This is a genomic window from Candidatus Glassbacteria bacterium, assembly GCA_019456185.1.
Classification (GTDB): Bacteria; Gemmatimonadota; Glassbacteria; order GWA2-58-10; family GWA2-58-10; genus JAJRTS01.
Window position 1 is genome coordinate 33,075 of record VRUH01000025.1, and the last position, 19,609, is coordinate 52,683.

The following is a 19,609-nucleotide window of genomic DNA, read 5'->3' on the forward strand; positions in this document are numbered from 1 at the left end:
CCGGTTACATTTTTTCAGGGGCGGTTATCCCCAGCAATTCAAGTCCGTTGGCCATCACCCTGCGCACGCAGTCGGCCAGGTAAAGCCGGTCGCGCGATAGTTCCGGCGCGGCAGAGTCGACAATCCGGTGTTTCTGATACCAGGCATGGAACAATCCGGCCAGCTCCTCGAGGTGTTCGGTCAGCAGGTGGGGCGAGAGCGCATGGGCCACCCGCTCCACCAGCGCCGGGTATGCGGCCAGATGGACAGCCAGTTCAACCTCTTCCCGCTCCTTGAGCAGAGACGGCTCGTGGCCGCGCCAGCTTTGACGGTTACCGTCCCAGACACCGGCTTCCCGCGCCGTGGGCGTGAGGTTGCAGGTTCTGGCATGCACGTACTGGCAATAGTAGACCGGGTTCTCGTTGGAATGTTTGCGCGCCAGGTCCAGGTCGAATACGAGGTGGCTGTCGGCCTTGCGCATCACGAAGAAATAGCGGGCCACATCCACGCCCACTTCCCTGCACAGCTCGGCCAGGGTGATAAACTTGCCGGCGCGGGTGCTCATTTTAATCTGTTCGCCGCCCTCGGTAAAACTCACCATCTGGTGGATCACATAACGCAGCCAGTGATCCGGATAACCCAGCATCCTTATCCCGGCGGTCATGCGGGGCACATAGCCGTGGTGGTCGGCGCCGTGGATATTGATTGCCTCGTCGAACCCGCGCTCGTGTTTGTTGAGGTGATAGGCCAGATCGGGCAGGAAGTAAGTGGGCTCGCCGGTGCTTTTGACAATCACCCGGTCCTCGTCGTCGCCGTATTCACTGGTTTTGCACCACACGGCACCTTCTTTTTCGTAGCTGAGTCCTTTGTCATGCAGCAGCCCCAGCAGCTTGTCGATCCGGCTTTTGGGCTTGTCCTCCGGGCCTTCGTGTTGGTCCTTGCGGTAGAGATCGCTTTCGAGCGACCAGACGTCGAATGTGAGTTTGAAATTTTGCAGATCCTCGTCGATCATCCGCCGTATCCGTTCGGCGGCGTACTCGCGGAAAATACGCAGGCTTTCCTCGTCGACCGCCTCCGCTGCATTGGCGGGGAGGTATTTAGGTCCGTGTTCGTTGTCGAACTCTGCGGCGATTTCCAGCAGGTATTCGCCCTGGTAGCCGTTTTCGGGAAAGGGGAAAGCCGGATCGTGGCGCTGTATATATCGGGCGCGCAGGCTGTGGCCCAGGATGTTCATCTGGTTGCCGGCGTCGTTGTAGTAATACTCCCGGGTCACATCCGCGCCGCGGGCGGCCAGCAGGGAGCAGAGCACATCGCCCAGGGCCGCCTGCCTGCCGTGGCCGATCGTGAGCGGACCGGTGGGGTTGGAGCTGACGAACTCAACTACAACCTTATGCCCTTCCAGCTCGTTACCCCGCCCGTATTTGTCTCCCTCACGCTGAATCGCACTCAGTTGGCCGAAACTCCAGACCGGGGAGATACGGAAGTTGAGAAAGCCGTTGGGGGCAACCTCGACACAGTCCACGAAATCCTTGTCGAACTTCAGCCTGCCGGCGATATCTTCGGCGATCAGCGCTGGTTTCCTGCGCAGCACGCGCGCCAGCAGAAAGGCGGCGTTGACAGCCAGGTCTCCGTGGGCGGGGTCTTTCGGTTTTTCGATTACGTAATCCGGAGTTTCCGGGAGCTGCATCTCTTCCAGGGCTCTGTCCACAGCCTGTTTGATAATATCTTTCATCTTTACCGCTGATTGGTTATTTTGTGCGTTCGTACCAGAGGGGCCAGCCCGCAGGGGGGGGCTTTACCCCAACACAATCACCCGTTCCGCAAAGCAAGAAATATACAGCAAAACAGTGGATTTCGCAAAGGTTGGGACGGCTGCCGGAGTTGCGTGGCAATCTTGACAGGTAGCCGATAAGACGTTTATATTTACCGCTTTACCGCTATCGGAATGAGGAAAACAGTTACCGGTCTCGCTTCTAGGGGAGTTTTATCAGATGAAGAGGACGTTTCAGCCCAGCAACCGCAAGAAAAAGAACAAGCACGGATTCCGTGCGCGGATGGCTACCAAGGGCGGCCGCAAGGTTATCCGCCGCCGCCGCGCCCGCGGCCGCAAGCGCCTGTCTGCCTGATTCGCCGGAAAAGTGGGACCTTAAGCCCCGGAGCCTGCCGCGATGGGTTTTCCCCGAAAGTCGTCCCTCCGGTCAAGTGAGACGATCGGCAAGGTGATCAGAAACGGAAAATGCATTACCAGCGGCCCGCTGAAACTGCACGTGATGGCAACCGGAGTTGGTGAGCGCAACCTGTTCGCTTTCGCAATCCCCAGGTACGGCCACAGTATTGTCGAGCGCAACCGGCTCAGGCGCAGGCTGCAGGAACTTGTCCGCCAGCTTCCTTTAGCGGAGGATGGACAACTGGCTGTGCTGAGATGCGGTCCCCGGGCCTATGAGCTCGAGTACAGCGAACTGAAAACTGGTTATGACCGGCTGGTTAACCGGATATCCGCGGACAAGCGGTGATCGGTCCGGAGCACGAGCCGTTTTTTTTTGAGGTGGCGAGTCATGTTCGCAGCAATGACAGGAGCAGTACAAAAAGCGATGGCGGGGACAGTGGGGCTTTACCAGCTTACAGTCAGCAGGCTCTTTCCGTCCTCCTGCCGGTTTTACCCGTCATGCTCCGAATATGCCCGGCTGAGCCTGCTCAAGTACGGACCCCTCAAAGGGTTGTGGCGCAGCGTCGTCCGTCTGAGCAAGTGCCATCCCTTCCATCCGGGCGGAGTTGATCACCCTTGAGCAGACGAACAAATTTTAAGTTGATGATTCAGGTGAGGAGATAATGGAGAAGAACGCAGCCCTGGCCATGGCCCTGATTTTCGGCCTGTGGATGTTTTACATTCTGGTGATGGCGCCCCGGCCTCAGCCGCTAAGCGAACAGCCGCTGGTTCCGGTTGATTCGGCAGCCCGGACTGTCGAGAGCCGGTATGTGCCGCCGGACCTGGATTCCGCCCTCGGCGCTCGAGCTCCCGGTCTGGCTGAAAAGATTACTGACAGCCAACCCGCGGACACGATGCCGGTCGATACAGTGGTCGTAAGTTCGAATATCTACGAGTACCACTTTATCACTCGCGGGGGAGTGCTCTCCCGGGCTCTGCTTAAGAAATACCCGGCTTTCAGGCCGAAAGGTTCCGACAGCCGCGGCGAGGCCGGGCCGGTACAGCTCATCCCGCCGGGAGAGAGCGAGTTTCTGCGCACCAGCCTGCACCTGAAAAATCTGACGCAGCCGATAGAACTCGGCGAGCGCCATTTCGTACCCAGTTCAAAAAAGATCGTGTTGAGTGGATCAAGGACCGAAGCCGACCTGGAGTTCGTGCACGAGTTGGCCGGCGGGAACCGGGTAAGGATAGTCTATTCCTTCGATAATGATACCTACCTCGTGGGAGCGAAACTCTACCTGCCCGATCGGCTGCATGGCCCCGAGGAGAACCGGGTGGAAGTCCGGCTCGGGCCGTCGCTGGTTTCCAATGAGAAGAATCCCGATGAGGACTACGCAGAGTACGAAGTGGTCTATTTCGAGGATGGCGAGCTGACCGACAAGGACCTGGGGGACCTGGAAGAAAGCGACTGGTCGCCGAGCGGGGAGCGCAGGATTCTGTGGGGCGGACTGAAAAGCAAGTACTTTATCGCCGCCTTTTTCGTGCCGGAATCGCTGATGGTCGGGATGCGGGGCAGCGGAGACGAGGAGGCCCGTGCGATGGCCTACAGCGGGTTCTTCAAGGTGCCGCCCCGGCCCGGACCGATCGAGTTCTCGTTCTATGTGGGACCGCAGGCTTACGAGGAACTGACCAAGCTCAACTACGGCATGGGCAAACTGGTGGAGTACGGCTGGTGGATCATCAAGCCCTTCTGCAAGTACAGCCTGCAGGTGATGCTCTGGATGCACCAGTATATCTCGAATTACGCGCTGGTGCTGATCTTCTTCGCACTGGCGGTCAAGGTGGTATTCTGGCCGCTGACGATCAAGAGTACGAAAAGCCAGATCAAGATGCAGCAGATCCAGCCGCTGGTGCAGCAGGTGAAGGACAAGTACAAGGACGACCCGCAGAAAGTGCAGCAGGAAACCATGCGGCTCTACAAGGAGCACAAAGTCAATCCGCTTGGCGGGTGCCTGCCGATCCTGGTGCAGATGCCGGTGCTGATCGCCCTGTTCTATGTTTTCCGGATGACGATCGAGTTCCGCGGGGCGGAAGCTTTCGGCTGGATCAACGATCTCAGCCAGCCCGACCCGTACTACATCCTGCCGATTGTGATGGGGCTGACCCAGTTCGTAACCCAGAAAATGATGCCCACCAGCATGGACCCCAAGATGAAACCGATGCTGTACATGATGCCGGCCGTGATGGTGTTCATTTTCCTGCGGTTCTCGGTTGGACTGGTGTTTTACTATACCTGGGTGAATATCTTTCAGATGGTCCAGCAGATTTATATCAACCGGCAGTTCCACGGCGAGGACAGGAACAAGGTCGCCGTGGCTAAGAAAAACGCCGGGGATGCAGCGAAAAAGCCGGCGCGGCAACGAAAGAAAAAGAAGTAGTCTTGCGGTATGACGGACTAGAAAAGGCCGGTTGCTGATGGCAACCGGCCTTTTTCAATAATAAAACTGCCAGAGAATTGCTATCCCTTGAAATCGATGATCCTGCCGACATACCTCCGCATGCTTGCCAGGCGCTCAAGAGCAGCCTGACTCGGCACCTGACGCACAAGCTTTTCGGTTTTCGCTTCCCTCAATTGCACTACCCGCCGGTCAGCGCCGCCGTGGATGTAGTACCGCGCATTGAGGTCCTGAATGCCGGTAAGCTCGTCGACAGGCTTTGAGAGCTTCCTCGAATCCAGAATATTTTTCAATTCGGTTGAGCCTCCGAGAGCGGCTTTTGCCCCCGCCTTGAGTCCATCGGCAATGTTCCGGTTTACTTTCGGCGAACTTGTACTGATAGCCGCCGACTTTCTGGCCTGGCGGTTGTAATGGTAAGTCGGCCTTTGAACATCCCCACCGCTGGTATTAATCCTGGAACTCATCGTGTTCTCCCAAGATTTTCGGTCTTGATGGGGTCAATCCGCCTTACGGAATCGGTAGAACGGAGCAAGGGCAGCCCCGGTGATCGCGCGCCGGAGCCACCCTCTGAATCGATGCGCTGTGGTTCTGCTTACGAAAGCAGGATCAGCACGTTGTTCGACAACTCGTTGGCCTGGCGCAGGAAACTGGTGGCGCTGGCGTTGAGTATCTGTGCCGTGACGAACTCGATTATCTCCTCGCTGTAATCCAGATCCCTGATCTGCGATTCGCTGGCCTGCAGGTTCTGTTTCGCTACTTCCAGGTTGGCGATCGTGCTCTCCAGCCTGTTTTGAACCGCTCCGAGCGTGCTGCGCTGGGCGCTTACCCTGTTCAGCGCTTTGTCCACCACGCGGATCGCCTGGTTGGCCAGCCCCTGATCGGTGACGTTGATCTTATCTACCTGCAGGGCCTTGCTGCTCATCGTATTGATCTGGGTCGACAGGGTCTGGCCCGCGCCCGCGCCGATATGGAAGGTCAGCGGGCGGGGGGCGATCTGCAGCACGAACGCGCTGCTGCCGGCTACGGACAGCGGTTTGACAATACTGAAGCCGGCGATGGTGGCGCTGCCGCCGATAGAGATATCCAGGCTGGTGCGGAACGCCAGGTCCACTCCGTCGATCATCCCGCTGGCCCTGTTTCCGCTGACTTTCAGGCTCTTCTGAGTCGATGCTCCGCCGTCGGCTCCGATATTGGTCACGGTCAGCGAAAAGATCGGGCTCTTGGAGTCCTGGATCTCGCTGAAGCCGAATGCCGACAGCGCGGCGGCGTCGCCGCCGAAGGTTATCTGCCGCCCCGGCTCGGGGGTGAGCACATAGATTTCAGTGGCGTTTTCGGTTCCAACGTTTGTGGCCACGTCGACAAGTGTGTCGCCCACGGCCCTGCTGCCGCCCAGGCCGAGGTCGTTGGCGGAGTCGGGATCGTTGATCGCCAGCGATATCCTCCGGGTCACATCGCTCAGAGTATCTGTGCGGAACAGGGTCACGTCCGACACCTCGGTCGAGGCGTCCGAGCCCAGCTTGATTGTCACGCTGTCCACACCACTGCCGAACACGCCGAAGTCCTGGAAGCGGCTGATCGACTGGAGCTGGGTGGTGGCCTGTGCGTTGGCCACGTTCCCGTCCGAATCGATCGTGACGAACACCTCGGAGGTCTGCACCTGCAGACGGCCCAGGTCCTGGGCGCTGACAGTGATACTGAACACGCCGCCCGAGCCCACATCACCCACCACGATGCCAGTGAGCGCATTTGGATCGCTGGTGCTGACCAGGGCTCCGACATTGCCGTTGAGCAGCTTGATCGAGTTGAATTCGGTGGTTTCCGCTATCCTGTCCACCTCGTCGATCAACTGGTTGACTTCGTTCTGGATCGCCAGGCGGTCCAGGCTGGTCAGCGTACCGTTGGCCGCCTGAACCGCCAGTTCGCGGATACGCTGGAGAATAGAGGTGTCTTCGGCCAGGGCTCCTTCGGCGCTCTGGATCAGCGAAATACCGTCCTGGGCGTTGGAAACCGCCCTGCCCAGACCCACGACCTGGGCCCGGAGGTTTTCGGCAATCGTCAGACCGGCGGCGTCATCGGCCGCGCGATTGATCCGCAATCCGCTGGCCAGACCCTCGAGCGAATTGTTGATCCGCTTGCTCGCGATACCTAACTGGCGGCGCGCCAGGCTTGCCGGGATGTTGGTGTTTATTGACAGTCCGGGCATCCATTCCTCCTTAGTAGCGGATTATAGAATCCATTCTGGTCCTGTGCCAGGCTCCGTTTTCAACCGTCGCAATCTCAAGAATCCTGCTCCATTGCAGGATTCTTGATTCAGGACCCGCCGGAAGACAGACCGGCAGCACTGGGGGTTGACCACCGGCCTGTCCCCCGATCCGGCCGGCCGCCTCGATCGGGAACGAACCCGCGATTTGCCTTGCAATCCGGCGGCGACCAGATAAGAAAGGCGGGTACGGGCCGATTCCCGATCGAGGCGGCCTGGTCCTGATTAGCGTCTCCTGCCCGCTGCTGAAAGCCTCCGGCGGCGACCAGATACATTCGGCGGGTGCGGAAAGGAGGTACTGCCCTCAACACAAGCGCACGGGCATTGTGCGCATTGTTTTCCGTATATTTGGCCGGGAACGCTGCGAAGAGCTTCGTTTGCGAGGGAGAATGGGCTGCGGCGCGAGCCACGGACAGGAAAGCACGGATGGCCCCTTGTCCGCGGCCCGGCCGCAGCCGGTGAGGAAATACACCCCCGGTACGCTTCTTCGCGGAATTCCCCCCTCCCGGATACGACAGTTGCAGCTGCCACGGTGTACCCGGTAGGCTTTACTCCGGCCGGAAAAAACAACTGGCCGGAAATTTTTTCCCCGCCAACGGATAATTACCGTGGCAGGATAAAGCTTAACTGCTGATTTTGGTAGAGATTTGCTGCGAAGAACAGCGGATTGGAAGCTCTGGAAAGCTCGAGGGGAGAGAAATCTTGAAAGGAGACACTGTCAAGCGCCACAAAAACAGACACAAACAGCATCGCCCGACACCCCGTACCAACCTGCTTCTTCGCGGAAACCTCTATAACTTCTGCTCCCCAAGTCTTTTATGCCAGAACTCAAGGAGAGTTTCGAGGCGGCTTGCAGACCGAACCTCGAACAAATCTGCTTTTATTATCGGCACTAAAGCTTTAACCTTTAGCGTTTTTCCCTTCTTCACCGTAATGCGGCCTGCCACAGGCAATAGTTGCACCCGCCGGGGAAATTTTTTCTCTAGTTCGTTGTAGTGGTCCAGGATCGATATATGTGCCGAGCAGACCGGATATTACGAAGTTTGAAATCAAGTTGAGAGTAGGTGCGGGAAGGTATAATGCCCGCTGTATTGATGAGCTAACTTGATGACAATCAATGATATGCCGCATAAGCCGGCACTCGGTCCGCGAAATGTGTCCAGATAAAAAAACCACTCCGGTACGAATCCGGAGTGGTTTTGGAACGCTTATTGCACAAACAGTCGCTGCACCCAAATCTTGGAGCATATACGCTCTAAGAACGCTTCTTCGCGGAAGTTTGTGGTGCGGGGCTTTTGAAGTTGCAGCTTCAAAAGCCCTTTTTTTATTCCGCGAGAAGCAGCGTAAACGAGAAAAGGCCGGCTCCGGGCGGGGCTATAACACCGCCCCCGGAAACCGGCCTTTCGCTCATTGCCTGTACCCTGTCATGGTTGCTGCGCTACTCATCGACATGTTGTTTACTCTGTCATTCCAGTACTAAGGGTTCCAGGTTAACGTTACCGCAAAATTCACGCTACTTCCCGCCGACTGCTTACCTGAGCAGTGTCAGGACATTCTGCCCGAGGGCATTGGCCTGGGCCAGGAAGTTCGTGGCTGAAGTTGACAGGATCTGGGCCGATGTGAACTTGATTATTTCATCGGAGAAGTCCAGGTCCCTGATCTGGCTTTCACTGGCTGCCAGGTTCTCGGTGGCCACGTTCAGGTTGGCGATCGTGCTTTCCAGGCGGTTCTGGATAGCACCCAGCGCGGCCCGCTGTTTCGAGACCTGCTGGATCGACGCGTCGATAGTCTTGATCGACTCCTGAGCGATGAACTGGTCACTGACGTTCAGATTCTGGATACCGAGGCTGCTGGCACTCATGTCACCGATCTGAGTGTTAAGGAAGTTCCCGTGGTTCGGTCCGATCTGGAACGACAGCGGACGCGGTGTAACCTGGATCACGAAACCATCCGGACCTGCCAAGGCGTTATTCACTACCTGGGCCACATCGTAAGCCTGGATCGTGGTCTTGGCCGTAGCGCTGATACTGATATCCAGGGTTGTGCGGAACTGGAGGTCCACGCCCTGGATCAGGCCCGCGGCCCTGTCGCCGTACACCTTGGAGGAGCGATCGGGGATCGTGCCCTCGCCGATATCCTGTACACTGATCGAGAAGATCGGGAAAACAGCGGTCTGGATTTCGTTGAAGCCCAGCGCCGAGAGGATCGAGGGTTCGCCACCGAACACCAGCCCGCGGCCGGGTTCGGGAGTGGTGACCACGATCGAAGTGGCGCCGATTCCGCCGCCGGATGGAGCCAGACCGACTTTGCCGATCGAGACCAGGGTGGCGCCGTCGGAAATCGTGGCGGCCATACCCAGATCCAGCACGGAACCCGGGTCGTTGATCGCCAGCGACATCTTGCCGGCCAGCTCGCCCAGGGTGTCGGTTGCGAATATCTGTACATCGGCGATCCGGTTGCTGGCGTCGGTACTCATCGTCATCGTGACCGAATCGACGCCGCCGGTAAACACGCCGAAGTCCATGAAGCGGCTGATCGACTGCAACTGCGTGGCGGCGTTCGCATCGATCGGGTCGCCGTTTTCCTTAATAGTAACGAACAGCTCGGAGTTCTGCACCTGGAGTTTGCCGACGTCGATAGCGTTGACGGCGATACTGAACGTGCCGCCACTGCCGACATCGCCGACAACCAGGCCCTGGATGCTGTTGACCGGATCGTCCGTGCTGACCAGCGCACCGACGTTGCCGTTGAGCAGGTTGATGCTGTTGAACGACGTGGTGGCGCTGATACGATTCACTTCGCTGATCAGCTGGGTCACTTCGTCCTGCAGTGCCCGGCGGTCGCGAGAAGTCAGCACACCGTTGGCCGACTGGACTGCCAGAAACCGGATACGCTGAACAACGTTGTGAGTTTCATTCAGGCCGCCCTCAGCCGTCTGAATCAGCGAGATAGCGTCCTGACTGTTGGCCACCGCACGACCAAGGCCGATGACCTGAGCCCTCAAGTTCTCCGCGATACTCAGACCGGCGGCGTCATCAGCCGCACGGTTGATGCGCCGTCCTGAGGCGAGTTTCTCGAGGGATTTGCTCATCATCCTGTTGTTGATCAACAGGTTCCTTCGTGCATTGATGCCCGGAACATTTGTGTTGAGGGTTAAGCTCATCTCTATCCTCCATGATCGTCTGTAAGGTTTCCTTACCCAACAGAACGTTCTTTATTTGAATCCTCTCTCGGTTTCAAGTTGCTGGCGACGACCCTGTTGCAAGGAAATTGAAATCGGTCAGTCTATTCTCAGCATAAAAGCCTCCATGGTTATTTTTGTTCTCGGTATCGAATTGTTCATAAGCTGAAAGTTTTCTCTTATGTTCAGAATCAAAATTGACTGTCTCGAAACTGTTTTTCTTTAATATTCAGGTCCTCCGCAGCCCGGCAACGCAACTGGCATGCAAATTGCCTTTCAATAGCATGCAAAAAAGCGCACAATATGCTTCATGCAAAAAAGGACACTGCCACCCGGCGTTCCTTTACCCTAACACGGTCCATGATCATGTTGTGCTGCCAAGGCTTTTGGAGGGGGGCTCCAAAAGCCTTTTTTATTGCAGCCCTATGATCGGGTCAAACCAAAGAATTTACTGGATGTACTGGCTCTCGGGACGCACTTTACCCCGGAAGGCGAGAGTGCACCGGTTGAGTTATCTGATCGCCGCCGTACAATATCATTAGCCCATAGAAATTATCGGCTATACTCGTATATCGGCACCGACTTGGGAAAGTTTAGAAAATTTCCCTGACTTTTTATCAAGGGGAAAACGATTCCCTGCCAGGGGGCAGACTTTTCACCCCTCGGGAACCCGCCGGAACCGGCAAAAGTGGGGCCCCGGCCCGCATAAACGCGGGCCGGGGCTGCTTGCCAGGAGGGGGGCGATTTATGGATACTGTCCCGGCTACTGAAGCAGGGTCAGTACGTTGTTGCTCAAAGCATTGGCCTGCGCCAGGAAACTGGTGCCCGACGCGGTGAGAATCTGAGCCGAGGTGAATTCGATCACCTCGCTCGAGAAATCCAGGTCCCTGATCTGAGACTCGGAGGCCATCAGGTTTTCCTCGGCAACACGCAGGTTGGATATCGTGTTTTCCAGCCTGTTCTGGACCGCACCCAAAGTGGAACGCTGGGAGCTTACCAGACCCAGGGCCCGGTCGATCGGCTTGATCGCTTCCTGGGCCAGGATTTGATCGCTGATGTTCAGCCCGTTGACTCCGAGGCTCTTGGCAGTCATGTCTCCGATCTGGGTATTGATGAAGTTGCCGTGGTTAGGACCGATCTGGAAACTCAGCGGACGGGGCGAAACCTGGACCACGAAGCCGTCCGGGCCCGGAGTTGCGTTGTTCACATTCTTGACAATCCGGTAGGCTCCGACCTGAGTCACTTCGGTGGCGCTGAGACTGATATCGAGCGTGGTGCGGAAATTGATATCCACACCCTCGATCAGGTTGCTGGCCCGGTTGCCGAATACGCGCGAGGTTTTGGTCGAGATCAGGCCCTCGCCTATATCCTTCACGGTCAGCGAGAACACCGGCTGCACCGGACGCTGGATTTCGTTGAATCCCAGCGCGGTCAGCAGCGAACTCTCACCACCGAACACCAGCGTCACGCCGGATTCCGGAGTGGTGATAACCATGCTGGTGGCCCCTGGGGCCCCGCCGGCCGGAGCCAGGCCGATACTGCCGATACTCACCAGCGAAGCACCCTCGGACTTGTTGGCGGCCAGGCCGAGATCGGTTGTGGTATCGGGATTGTTGATCGCCAGCGAGATCTTGTTCGCCAGCTCGCCCAGCGTATCGGTGGCGAACACCTGCACGCGGGAGATCTTGTTGTCGGCGTTGCTGCTCAGGGTCAGGGTCACCGAATCCTGCCCGCCGGCAAACACTGAGAACTCCTGCAGACGGCTAATCGACTGCAACTGGGTATTTGCAGTTGCGTCCCGCGGAACGCCGGCCTCGGTGATCCGCACGAAAGTCTGCGAGTTCTGGACCTGCAGCTGTCCCAACTCCACGGCGCTGATCGCCACCGAGAACGTACCGCCCCGGCCGACGTTGCCGACGATGATACCCTTGACGTTACCGGGGTCATCGGAGCTGACCAGCGCGCCAACGTTGCCGTTGAGCAGGTTGATGCTGTTGAACGAAGTGGTCAGGGCGATCCTGTCCAGCTCGTCGATCAACTGGAATATCTCCTCCTGCAGGGCCTTGCGGTCACTGCTGGTCAGCGTGCCGTTGGCAGACTGGATCGCCAGCGAGCGCATCCGCTGCAGGACATTGTGCTGTTCACCAAGCGCTCCCTCGGCAGTCTGGATCAGCGAGATAGCATCCTGGCTGTTGGCCACCGCCCGGCTGAGTCCGATTACCTGGGCACGCAGGTTCTCGGCGATAGTCATGCCGGCCGCATCATCGGCGGCCCGGTTGATCCGCAGGCCGCTGGCCAGTTTTTCCATGCTTTTGCCTACGCGTTGGTTCTGCTCCACCAGGTTACGGCGGGTATTCAACGCCGGAATGTTGGTGTTAAGGGTAAGTCCAGCCATAGTTTAATCCTCCATGATTGTTACAGGCGGGCATCCATACCCGCCATTTGTGATTCTCGCGGAAAAATGGCGCTTTCCGCGCAATGCAACGGCCTGCCGCGCGCAGTCAGGCTTCAGATGCCTGTGCTGGCGCAACCTGCCGGTTGCTGAATTGAGTTTTCACAGTCTCCTGAGAAAAAGAGTCCGGATCGTCTCATCACCCTCCTTTGACTGAATTTAAACTCCACGGAATATCGAAGTTACGGTTCGTTATCCGAAGTATTTTGCCGTTTCAATTCAGGGCGATCTCTCGCTTATCGCTCCAGGGCGTACTTTACCCCCCAGCGGCAGGGAGCTGACTCGATCCCTGCCGTTTTTTGACGGCGGAGCGGACTGCCGGTACGCGCGGTTAGGGGATCAGGCGCACAGCGGCCTGCGGACGGCTGCGGTCAACAGCCGTGCCGTACCATCGCGCACGATATATGGCGGAATATTCCGCTCCTGCCATCAAGCGGCGTCGCGCCCGGGTCAGCTGACCCGGGTTATGTGGCTTTTTTTATCAGCCGGCAGGCATAAGCGGACCTCCTTGTCCGGGGCGGGCCATCCGTGGCCCGGTCGCGTTAGGGGTTAACTGAGAATCGAAAGCGGAGTCCGTCTGCCCCAGAGTATATCCAGGGACCACGCGGTTGTTGGATGGCAGCGTCCTCCGCAAATCAGCTTCCGGAAAGCCGGGTCCTGCCGGGGCTCCGGCATCCCTGGCTGATATTACCATATTATGTTTCGCTTTCGCAGTCGGCATATGGTTCGAGTATCTTTATCTTCAATGCCCGCCAATCATCTTTCCGGGCGCACTCCGGCCCTGGAAATCCGATCCACGGACCTGGATCGGTCTTACCGCGCCGGTACCACTACCGGCCAGGGGCCGGTATGAGACACTGCGCACTTTACTTATACGAGGCCCCTGCGTTTTCTGCCAGGGCCCTTGTTAGCGTGCTTTTCAGGCAATTACTTCATCTTTGTCTATGCGCCGTCGGCCGGAATTATCCTCCGATCAGCGTCAGCACCGTACCGCTCAAGGCGTTGGCCTGGGCCAGGAAAATCGTGGCCGACTGGGAGAGCACCTGCAGCGAGGTGAAATTGACGATCTCATCGCTGAAATCCAGGTCGCGGATCTGCGATTCGCTGCCGGTCAGGTTCTCTGAGGCCACCCGCAGGCTGTTGATCGTGCTTTCCAGCCTGTTCTGCACCGCACCGAGATTGGCGCGCTCGGAGTTGAGCCGTTTGAGCGCCTCGTCGACAGTACGGATCGATTCGCCGGCCAGGGTCTGGTCGACAATATTAATCCCGCTGATTCCCAGACTGTTCGCGCTGATATCGCTGATCCGTGTTTTAAGCACATCTCCCTGGTTTGCGCCGATCTGGAACACCAGCGGACGGGGAATTATTTCCAGCAGAAACGTGTTATTCTGCCCTGACTGGCTGACAACCAGCACCGGCACGTTGAACGCGCCGACCCTTTCCACGTTGGTGCCCGACAGGCTGATATTCAGCGTGGGCCTGAACTTGATATCAACGCCCTGGATCAGCCCTTTTGCCCGCTCGCCGAACACTTTAAGCGTACGCGGCAGAAATTTCTGGAACGGGCTTGAAACATTGTTAATGGTTACCGAGAACACAGGCGGCTCGCCGTCCTGAATCATATTGAACCCGAATGCACTCAACATCTTGTCATCGCCGCCCCACACCAGCCTGCGGCCCGGCTCGGGATTCATAATCGTCATCACCGTGCTGCCGGGCTGGCCTCCGGCCGGCGATTCGCCGACCGAGGAGATGCTTATCAGAGTCGCGCCCCGGCTGATTTCACCGCCCAGGTTGAGATCGGTGGTCCGCGAGGGGTCGTTGATCGCCAGGGATATCCGCTTGGCCGTGATATCCAGCGTATCGGTGGCGAACAGCTCGATCTCGGTGAGCTTGCTGTCGGCGTCGCTGCTCAGGGTGAGCGTAACGCTGCGCACACCGCCGTCGAACACCTTGAAGCTCTGGAAGCTGGAGATCGAGGCCAGGGTGGTGTTGCGCGTGGCGTCGAATATCTGGCCCCGCGAGTTTACCGTGGTCAGGATCCCCGTGCCCTGGATCTGGTTGTTGCCCAGCAGATACACTCCGCTGCTGGACCGGGCGACATTGATCGCCACGCTAAAGATCCCGCCGTCGCCCACATCGCCCACCACGATCCCGTTGACGTCCTGGGGATTGCTGGTGCTGACCAGGGCGGAGCTGTTCCCGTTGAGCAGGTTGATGCTGTTGTAGGTGGTGGTCTTGGCGATCCTGTTGATCTCGTCGATCAGAAGGGACACTTCGTTCTGGATCGCCTGCCGGTCCTTGCTGGTAAGCGTGCCATTGGCCGCCTGGATCGAAAGCTGTCTGATCCGCTGCAGGAGCGAACTGCCTTCCTTCATTGCGCCCTCACCGGTCTGGATCAGGCTGATCCCTTCTAACGCGTTGGTCACGGCCCGGTTGAGGCCGATTATCTGGGATCGAAGGTTTTCGGCAATTGTGAGCCCTGCGGCATCGTCGGCGCTGCGGTTGATCCGAAGCCCGCTGGAGAGCCGTTCCATGCTCGTGCTCAGCGCGTCGGTCACCCGCAGCAGGTTGCGGTGTGCAGTGACAGCGGAAATATTTGTGTTCAGCGACAAAGCCATCGTTCCATCCTCCTTGATGGTATATTAAGCATCCTTGCTTAATAGGCGGCCTTTGTGTCGCAAGGGAAGGCCACCGGACCCGGCTGGATAAATAATCTTGGGGGATTATTCCAGTTTTTTTCTGTTTTACTCCTGTTAAAGGGCGTAATTGCTCCACGTGCCCGAATCCCCCTTTTCCCCTGGGGGATTCCGGCGCGGAAGGTCGTCGCCCTCATGCTCAGTTATCGTCATCTGGACGGTAGACTTTAGAAAATCGGCAGGGTACGCTTGGTTGAACGGTCAGTCCAGTGGCGGGAACCGGGCTATTCAAGCAGCACCGCCCGCACGGGCGAGGCCTCGGCGTGCTGTATTTTGAGCGGAATCGCCGCCAGCAGATACCGTCCCGGCTGCACCGCCGCCAGGTCGATACCCTCCAGGATCAGCATCCCGGCTCCGAGTATGATACGATGAGCCGGGTAGCCTTCCGCCCCAAAACGGTCGATCGAATGACAGTCCAGCCCCACCAGCGACAGTTCCAGGTCTGCGCAGACTGTCGCGGCTTCCGGGGTCAGGTAGACGTAATCCTCCACGAAACGGCTGCCGGTCAGGATTCCGCGCGAGGAGTTGACGGTGCGCAGCAGCAGGGCTTCGCCCCGGCACGCGCCCGAGGATTCGACCGTGTGAGCCTCAACGCACTCTCCCGGACCGTTATCGGCCACAACCGCCGGCAGGAAAAACCGCTCGGGCGGGAGGCTTTCCATTGTCGGTTCTCCGGCAAGAAAATGGGCCGGGAGGTCGAGATGGGTGCCAGCGTGGGCGCAGATATCGAAGGCGCTGACCTCCGCGCTATCGCCCCGTGAGAGCGAATAAACGCTCCTGCGCCCGAACGGCGGGTCGCCGGGGTAGACAGCCATGCCCGGTTTGACCGTGATGCTGATATCATGGACTCGCGTAAAATTTTTCACCGCATCGCCTCTCCGCATCAGTTCAGATCAGCTTTGCCGGCCAGTCCACCGCCTCGCCGATCCGCTCGTTCTCGATTCCCATCATCGGCAGTTCGATTTCCTCGCCAGCTATCAATTGCTTCAATGCCAGGATAAAGACACCCTGAACATTTTTACGGTTCCTCGTCAGAGAGGATCTACGAAGTTCCGGCAACTGAAAACCGATGGGTAACTAACCTGAATGTAATCGCCTGCACAGGTGAGGAACAAGAAACAAATCATCGCCGCCAGGTGCAAGAATTGACTTTGAGCCGTCGAAGGTAATATTTTCTTATCACAACTTGCCCCGCCACTACCCCAGATCGGAGTCCGGCGATGAGATTACTGTTCCGCTGCATTCCCGTTGCAATCTTAGTCTCCGCTTTTCTGCTGGCTTGTTCACCGGCGAGCAGGGAGATAAAGCTCACGCTTCCGGCCGACGAGCAGCCGCCCGCTCCCCGTCAGCTCCTGCACTATCCGCCCGAGGGTTATCCGGCCGGGGTCAACCCGCCCGGATTTTACTGGCGCGCTCATCCGGACGCGCTGGGCTACAGGTTTCTGCTCTTTCGCGACGGCAGCGGCACGCCGCTGGCGGTCCACGACAGCCTGAGATCGACCGCCACGGTGCTGAACGATCCGCTGCAGACCGGTGATTACAAGTGGTACGTAGCCTACCTGGATTCCTCCGGAACGCCGTTCGCCCGCTCGGAAGTCCGCTGGTTCAGCGTGGGCCGGGAGGCGCCGGAGCTGCCGATGCCCGACCTGGAGCAGCTTACCCGCCTGCTGGACGGACGGCGGCCGCGCCTGTTTTTCCGGCCCGACGGTGGGTTTGTGAGCGAAGTGCGCAGGCAGGTGGAGCAGGAACGCATCCCGCTCTGGGAGCGCAGCCGGACCCTGGCCGATGCCGCGCTGACCGAACCGCTCTACCCTGAACCGGCACCCTACAAGGACGGAGTGTTCGAGGTGGGTGAGTGGCGCAGAATCTACACGCCCGGCAAACGGGGCAGCGCCCATGTCCTTCGCCTGGCGCTGGCCTGGAAAGTGACCGGCGAGCGTAAGTACCTCGACGGCGCGCGGAAATGGCTGCTGCACCTTGCCGGCTGGGACCCGGACGGAACCACCAGCTACAACCTGACGCTGCCCGATGGGTCGGAGGGCAATGACGAAGCCGGGATGCCGATTCTGGAGCGGATGGCGCTGGCTTATGACTGGATAGCCGATGAGTTGAGCCACGAAGATAAGGTGCAGGTGCTGGCCTCACTGCGACGCAGGGGTCAGCAGGTACTGGAGCATTACCGCGAGGTCGACTTTCTCTCGGCCCCCTGGTCCAACCACGATGTCCGCGTGCTGGCGTTTCTGGGCATGGCCGCGGTAAGCTGCCTGGGCGAGTTCCCCGAGGCCGAACAGTGGCTGGACTATGTCTTGCGCTCTTACCTGTCCACCTTTCCCACCTGGGGTTCGGACGACGGGGGCTGGGCGCAGGGTCTCAGCTACTGGTCGGCATACGTGGGCTGGCACACGAATTTCCTCGATGGTCTGCGCAGCGCCACCGGGATCAATCTCTACAGGAAACCATTTTTCCGTAACAACGGTTATTTCGCGGTCTATTTTCACCCTCCCTACGCAACCCGCGGCGGTTTCGGCGACCACGGCGAGGCGGCGCCGAACCTGCCCGAGAAGCTGATGCTCTACAAGTTCGCCGCCGCGCTCGAAGACCCCGTGCTGCTCTGGCAGGCGGAAAATATCGAGGTGCCGGGCGGGATCGAGTCGAAGCTGCAGGTGAGGGACGAGGACTGGAGCTGGTACGAATGGTTTGTCGAGGACGTTTTCGCGGTGCTCTGCCCCCCGCCTGCGGGCTTCCAGCCGCAAGCGCCGACCGGACTCGAGGACTCACGATGGTTGAAGGATATCGGCTGGGTGGCCATGCACTCGGCGCTGGGCGAGGCGGAGCGCGATGTATGGGCGCTGTTCAAGTCCAGCCGCTACGGGTCGTTCAGCCACAGCCACGCCGACCAGAACAGCTTCCAGTTCAACGCCTGGGGCCGGGCGTTGCTGATCGATTCCGGTTACTATCCCTGGTTCGGCAGCCCGCACCACAACCTCTGGACCCGCCAGACAAAGGCTCACAACGCCGTGCTGGTCAACGGCCGCGGACAGGCCTCCAGCGACATGGCCGCCGCGGGGACAATTACACAGTACCAGCCGAATGGACTCGTGACATTTGTCACCGGCGACGCCACCGCCGCCTATAACGCTCCGATGAACGATTTTACGGTCGAGCAGTGGCAGGAACTGCTGGACGAGCCGCTTCCACCCGCTGGACCCGAGGTGAGAGCCGCACGACGTACGCTGGCTTTTCGCGGAGAAGCCCAGGAGCGCAACCTGGAACTTCGCGGCGAACCGGGCCGGCCCTGGCTGGCGGTTCACGACTACCTGGCCGCCGCCGAACCGACCACTTTCCAGTTCATGCTCCACGCCCTGGAGCGGATGGAGTACGACAGCAAGCAGGGCACGGTGTTCGTGGACAACGGGCCGGTGCGCTGCGTGGTGCGGATCATTGCCAGCCAGCCGCTGGAATTCAGCCAGACCGACAAGTTCAACGTCCCGCCGGGCGAACGCTACGAAGGCGCTGCCAACCAATGGCATTTAACGGTAAGTACTGCCGGCAAAGCACTCGAGGCAAAATTCCTGGCGATCATGGTGCCGTTCAGGAGCACCGAGCCGGCGCCACGGATCGAGCTGGTTGAGGACGGGAGCTGGCGCGGGTTCGAGGTCAACGGCGAAAAAGTGACAGCCTGGTGGGGCGAGGGGGAAACGGGCACGGACCTCCCGGCTACGGCCAAAGCAGCGCCAGCGAGGATTCAGGTCGATCTGGGCGAGGACGTCCAGGCACAATACCGTCGCTACGATTGCAAATGAGCGGTTGTATCGAATTACACACCCCGCCTGCTGGCGCAGGCACCCCTCTCGAGAGGGGAATTTTACAGTCTCGTTCAGAAGATTACCCGTAGCGACTGTCTTGAGAATCAAGAGTTGAGACAGATATTATTTTGATAATTTTTCAAGGTAGCGTTAAGGATAATAAGGAGTTTTCGCATACAGGCAGTAAGGGCGAGTTTTTTAGGTTTACCAGCCTTGATGAGATTTTGATAGAAATCACGGATAGTGGGATTGTATTGTGAAGCGACCAGAGCCGGCATGTAGAGAGCTTTTCGAACATCGGCTCTGCCTCCGGAGATCATCCGTTTTCCGCGGAACTTGCCACTGTCGCGGTTGATGGGCGCCAGCCCGGCGAGGGCGGCGATTTTCCGGCGGCTGAGGGTACCTAGTTCAGGCAAGGTAGCCAGCAGCGAGCAGGCGGTGGTATCGCCGACGCCCTTGACTTGTTTCAGGCATTTAGCCTTCTCGTACCAGAGAGGGTTTTGCTTGATGGTTTGCTGGATTTGAAGATCGAGGTTATTGATTTCTCGATCCAAAGCCCTGATAATTCTTTTCAAGCTTGAGCTTACCCAAGGGTCTCTGGCCTGTTGGAGACGATTGTGCTCTGCTGCA

General features: G+C 58.5%; 13 protein-coding genes. 5 read left to right on the forward strand and 8 right to left on the reverse strand.

Annotated elements, in window-relative coordinates; translation table 11 throughout:
• Positions 1–4: 4 nt before the first annotated feature.
• A complete protein-coding gene (locus FVQ81_10535) occupies positions 5–1,711 on the reverse strand; it encodes an arginine--tRNA ligase (protein MBW7996982.1) in 1,707 nt (568 codons plus the stop codon).
• A 259-nt stretch (positions 1,712–1,970) separates the two neighbouring features.
• Between FVQ81_10535 and FVQ81_10540 the strand changes: the two genes are divergently transcribed.
• Genes FVQ81_10540 through yidC form a run of 4 tightly spaced genes read left to right on the forward strand, consistent with a single transcriptional unit; the run spans position 1,971 to position 4,563 of the window.
• A complete protein-coding gene (locus FVQ81_10540; protein MBW7996983.1) occupies positions 1,971–2,105 on the forward strand; it encodes a 50S ribosomal protein L34 in 135 nt (44 codons plus the stop codon).
• A 42-nt stretch (positions 2,106–2,147) separates the two neighbouring features.
• Positions 2,148–2,492, forward strand: coding sequence for a ribonuclease P protein component (locus tag FVQ81_10545; GenBank protein ID MBW7996984.1), 345 nt, complete (start codon positions 2,148–2,150; stop codon positions 2,490–2,492).
• A gap of 54 nt (positions 2,493–2,546) precedes the next feature.
• Positions 2,547–2,765, forward strand: coding sequence for a membrane protein insertion efficiency factor YidD (yidD, locus tag FVQ81_10550; GenBank protein MBW7996985.1), 219 nt, complete (start codon positions 2,547–2,549; stop codon positions 2,763–2,765).
• Positions 2,766–2,808: 43 nt separating this feature from the next.
• Complete coding sequence (yidC, locus tag FVQ81_10555) at positions 2,809–4,563, forward strand: membrane protein insertase YidC (GenBank protein ID MBW7996986.1); 1,755 nt, start codon at positions 2,809–2,811, stop codon at positions 4,561–4,563.
• Between the two features lie 80 nt (positions 4,564–4,643).
• Here yidC and FVQ81_10560 read toward each other — a convergent pair whose 3' ends face one another.
• The 6 genes from FVQ81_10560 to FVQ81_10585 all read right to left on the reverse strand — a co-directional run bounded on the left by FVQ81_10560 (position 4,644) and on the right by FVQ81_10585 (position 16,057).
• Positions 4,644–5,045, reverse strand: coding sequence for a flagellar protein FlaG (locus FVQ81_10560; protein MBW7996987.1), 402 nt, complete (start codon positions 5,043–5,045; stop codon positions 4,644–4,646).
• A 128-nt stretch (positions 5,046–5,173) separates the two neighbouring features.
• Positions 5,174–6,784 (reverse strand): hypothetical protein, encoded by a 1,611-nt coding sequence (locus tag FVQ81_10565; GenBank protein ID MBW7996988.1) that lies wholly within the window; start codon positions 6,782–6,784, stop codon positions 5,174–5,176.
• A 1,588-nt stretch (positions 6,785–8,372) separates the two neighbouring features.
• The gene (locus FVQ81_10570; protein MBW7996989.1) at positions 8,373–10,004 is read right to left on the reverse strand and encodes a hypothetical protein; all 1,632 of its coding nucleotides are present in this window, start codon (positions 10,002–10,004) and stop codon (positions 8,373–8,375) included.
• Positions 10,005–10,785: 781 nt separating this feature from the next.
• Complete coding sequence (locus FVQ81_10575) at positions 10,786–12,417, reverse strand: hypothetical protein (protein MBW7996990.1); 1,632 nt, start codon at positions 12,415–12,417, stop codon at positions 10,786–10,788.
• Between the two features lie 1,019 nt (positions 12,418–13,436).
• Positions 13,437–15,095 carry a hypothetical protein gene (locus FVQ81_10580; protein ID MBW7996991.1) on the reverse strand — a complete coding sequence of 553 codons (1,659 nt, stop codon included), beginning with the start codon at positions 15,093–15,095 and terminating at the stop codon, positions 13,437–13,439.
• Positions 15,096–15,397: 302 nt separating this feature from the next.
• The gene (locus FVQ81_10585; GenBank protein ID MBW7996992.1) at positions 15,398–16,057 is read right to left on the reverse strand and encodes a cyclase family protein; all 660 of its coding nucleotides are present in this window, start codon (positions 16,055–16,057) and stop codon (positions 15,398–15,400) included.
• Positions 16,058–16,393: 336 nt separating this feature from the next.
• Here FVQ81_10585 and FVQ81_10590 point away from each other — a divergent pair, with 336 nt between their 5' ends.
• The gene (locus tag FVQ81_10590; GenBank protein ID MBW7996993.1) at positions 16,394–18,976 is read left to right on the forward strand and encodes a DUF4962 domain-containing protein; all 2,583 of its coding nucleotides are present in this window, start codon (positions 16,394–16,396) and stop codon (positions 18,974–18,976) included.
• A gap of 107 nt (positions 18,977–19,083) precedes the next feature.
• Here the strand turns inward: FVQ81_10590 and FVQ81_10595 are convergent, their stop codons facing one another.
• The gene (locus tag FVQ81_10595; protein MBW7996994.1) at positions 19,084–19,554 is read right to left on the reverse strand and encodes an IS110 family transposase; all 471 of its coding nucleotides are present in this window, start codon (positions 19,552–19,554) and stop codon (positions 19,084–19,086) included.
• Positions 19,555–19,609: the final 55 nt, after the last annotated feature.

What these genes read in the sequence shown, in the direction of transcription:
- FVQ81_10560 (MBW7996987.1), bottom strand. Translation starts at nt 5,045, where the DNA reads ATGAGTTCCAGGATTAATACCAGCGGTGGGGATGTTCAAAGGCCGACT.
- FVQ81_10570 (MBW7996989.1), bottom strand. Translation starts at nt 10,004, where the DNA reads ATGAGCTTAACCCTCAACACAAATGTTCCGGGCATCAATGCACGAAGG.
- FVQ81_10585 (MBW7996992.1), bottom strand. Translation starts at nt 16,057, where the DNA reads ATGCGGAGAGGCGATGCGGTGAAAAATTTTACGCGAGTCCATGATATC.
- FVQ81_10535 (MBW7996982.1), bottom strand. Translation starts at nt 1,711, where the DNA reads ATGAAAGATATTATCAAACAGGCTGTGGACAGAGCCCTGGAAGAGATG.
- FVQ81_10590 (MBW7996993.1), top strand. Translation starts at nt 16,394, where the DNA reads ATGAGATTACTGTTCCGCTGCATTCCCGTTGCAATCTTAGTCTCCGCT.
- FVQ81_10580 (MBW7996991.1), bottom strand. Translation starts at nt 15,095, where the DNA reads ATGGCTTTGTCGCTGAACACAAATATTTCCGCTGTCACTGCACACCGC.
- FVQ81_10540 (MBW7996983.1), top strand. Translation starts at nt 1,971, where the DNA reads ATGAAGAGGACGTTTCAGCCCAGCAACCGCAAGAAAAAGAACAAGCAC.
- yidC (MBW7996986.1), top strand. Translation starts at nt 2,809, where the DNA reads ATGGAGAAGAACGCAGCCCTGGCCATGGCCCTGATTTTCGGCCTGTGG.
- yidD (MBW7996985.1), top strand. Translation starts at nt 2,547, where the DNA reads ATGACAGGAGCAGTACAAAAAGCGATGGCGGGGACAGTGGGGCTTTAC.
- FVQ81_10575 (MBW7996990.1), bottom strand. Translation starts at nt 12,417, where the DNA reads ATGGCTGGACTTACCCTTAACACCAACATTCCGGCGTTGAATACCCGC.
- FVQ81_10545 (MBW7996984.1), top strand. Translation starts at nt 2,148, where the DNA reads ATGGGTTTTCCCCGAAAGTCGTCCCTCCGGTCAAGTGAGACGATCGGC.
- FVQ81_10565 (MBW7996988.1), bottom strand. Translation starts at nt 6,784, where the DNA reads ATGCCCGGACTGTCAATAAACACCAACATCCCGGCAAGCCTGGCGCGC.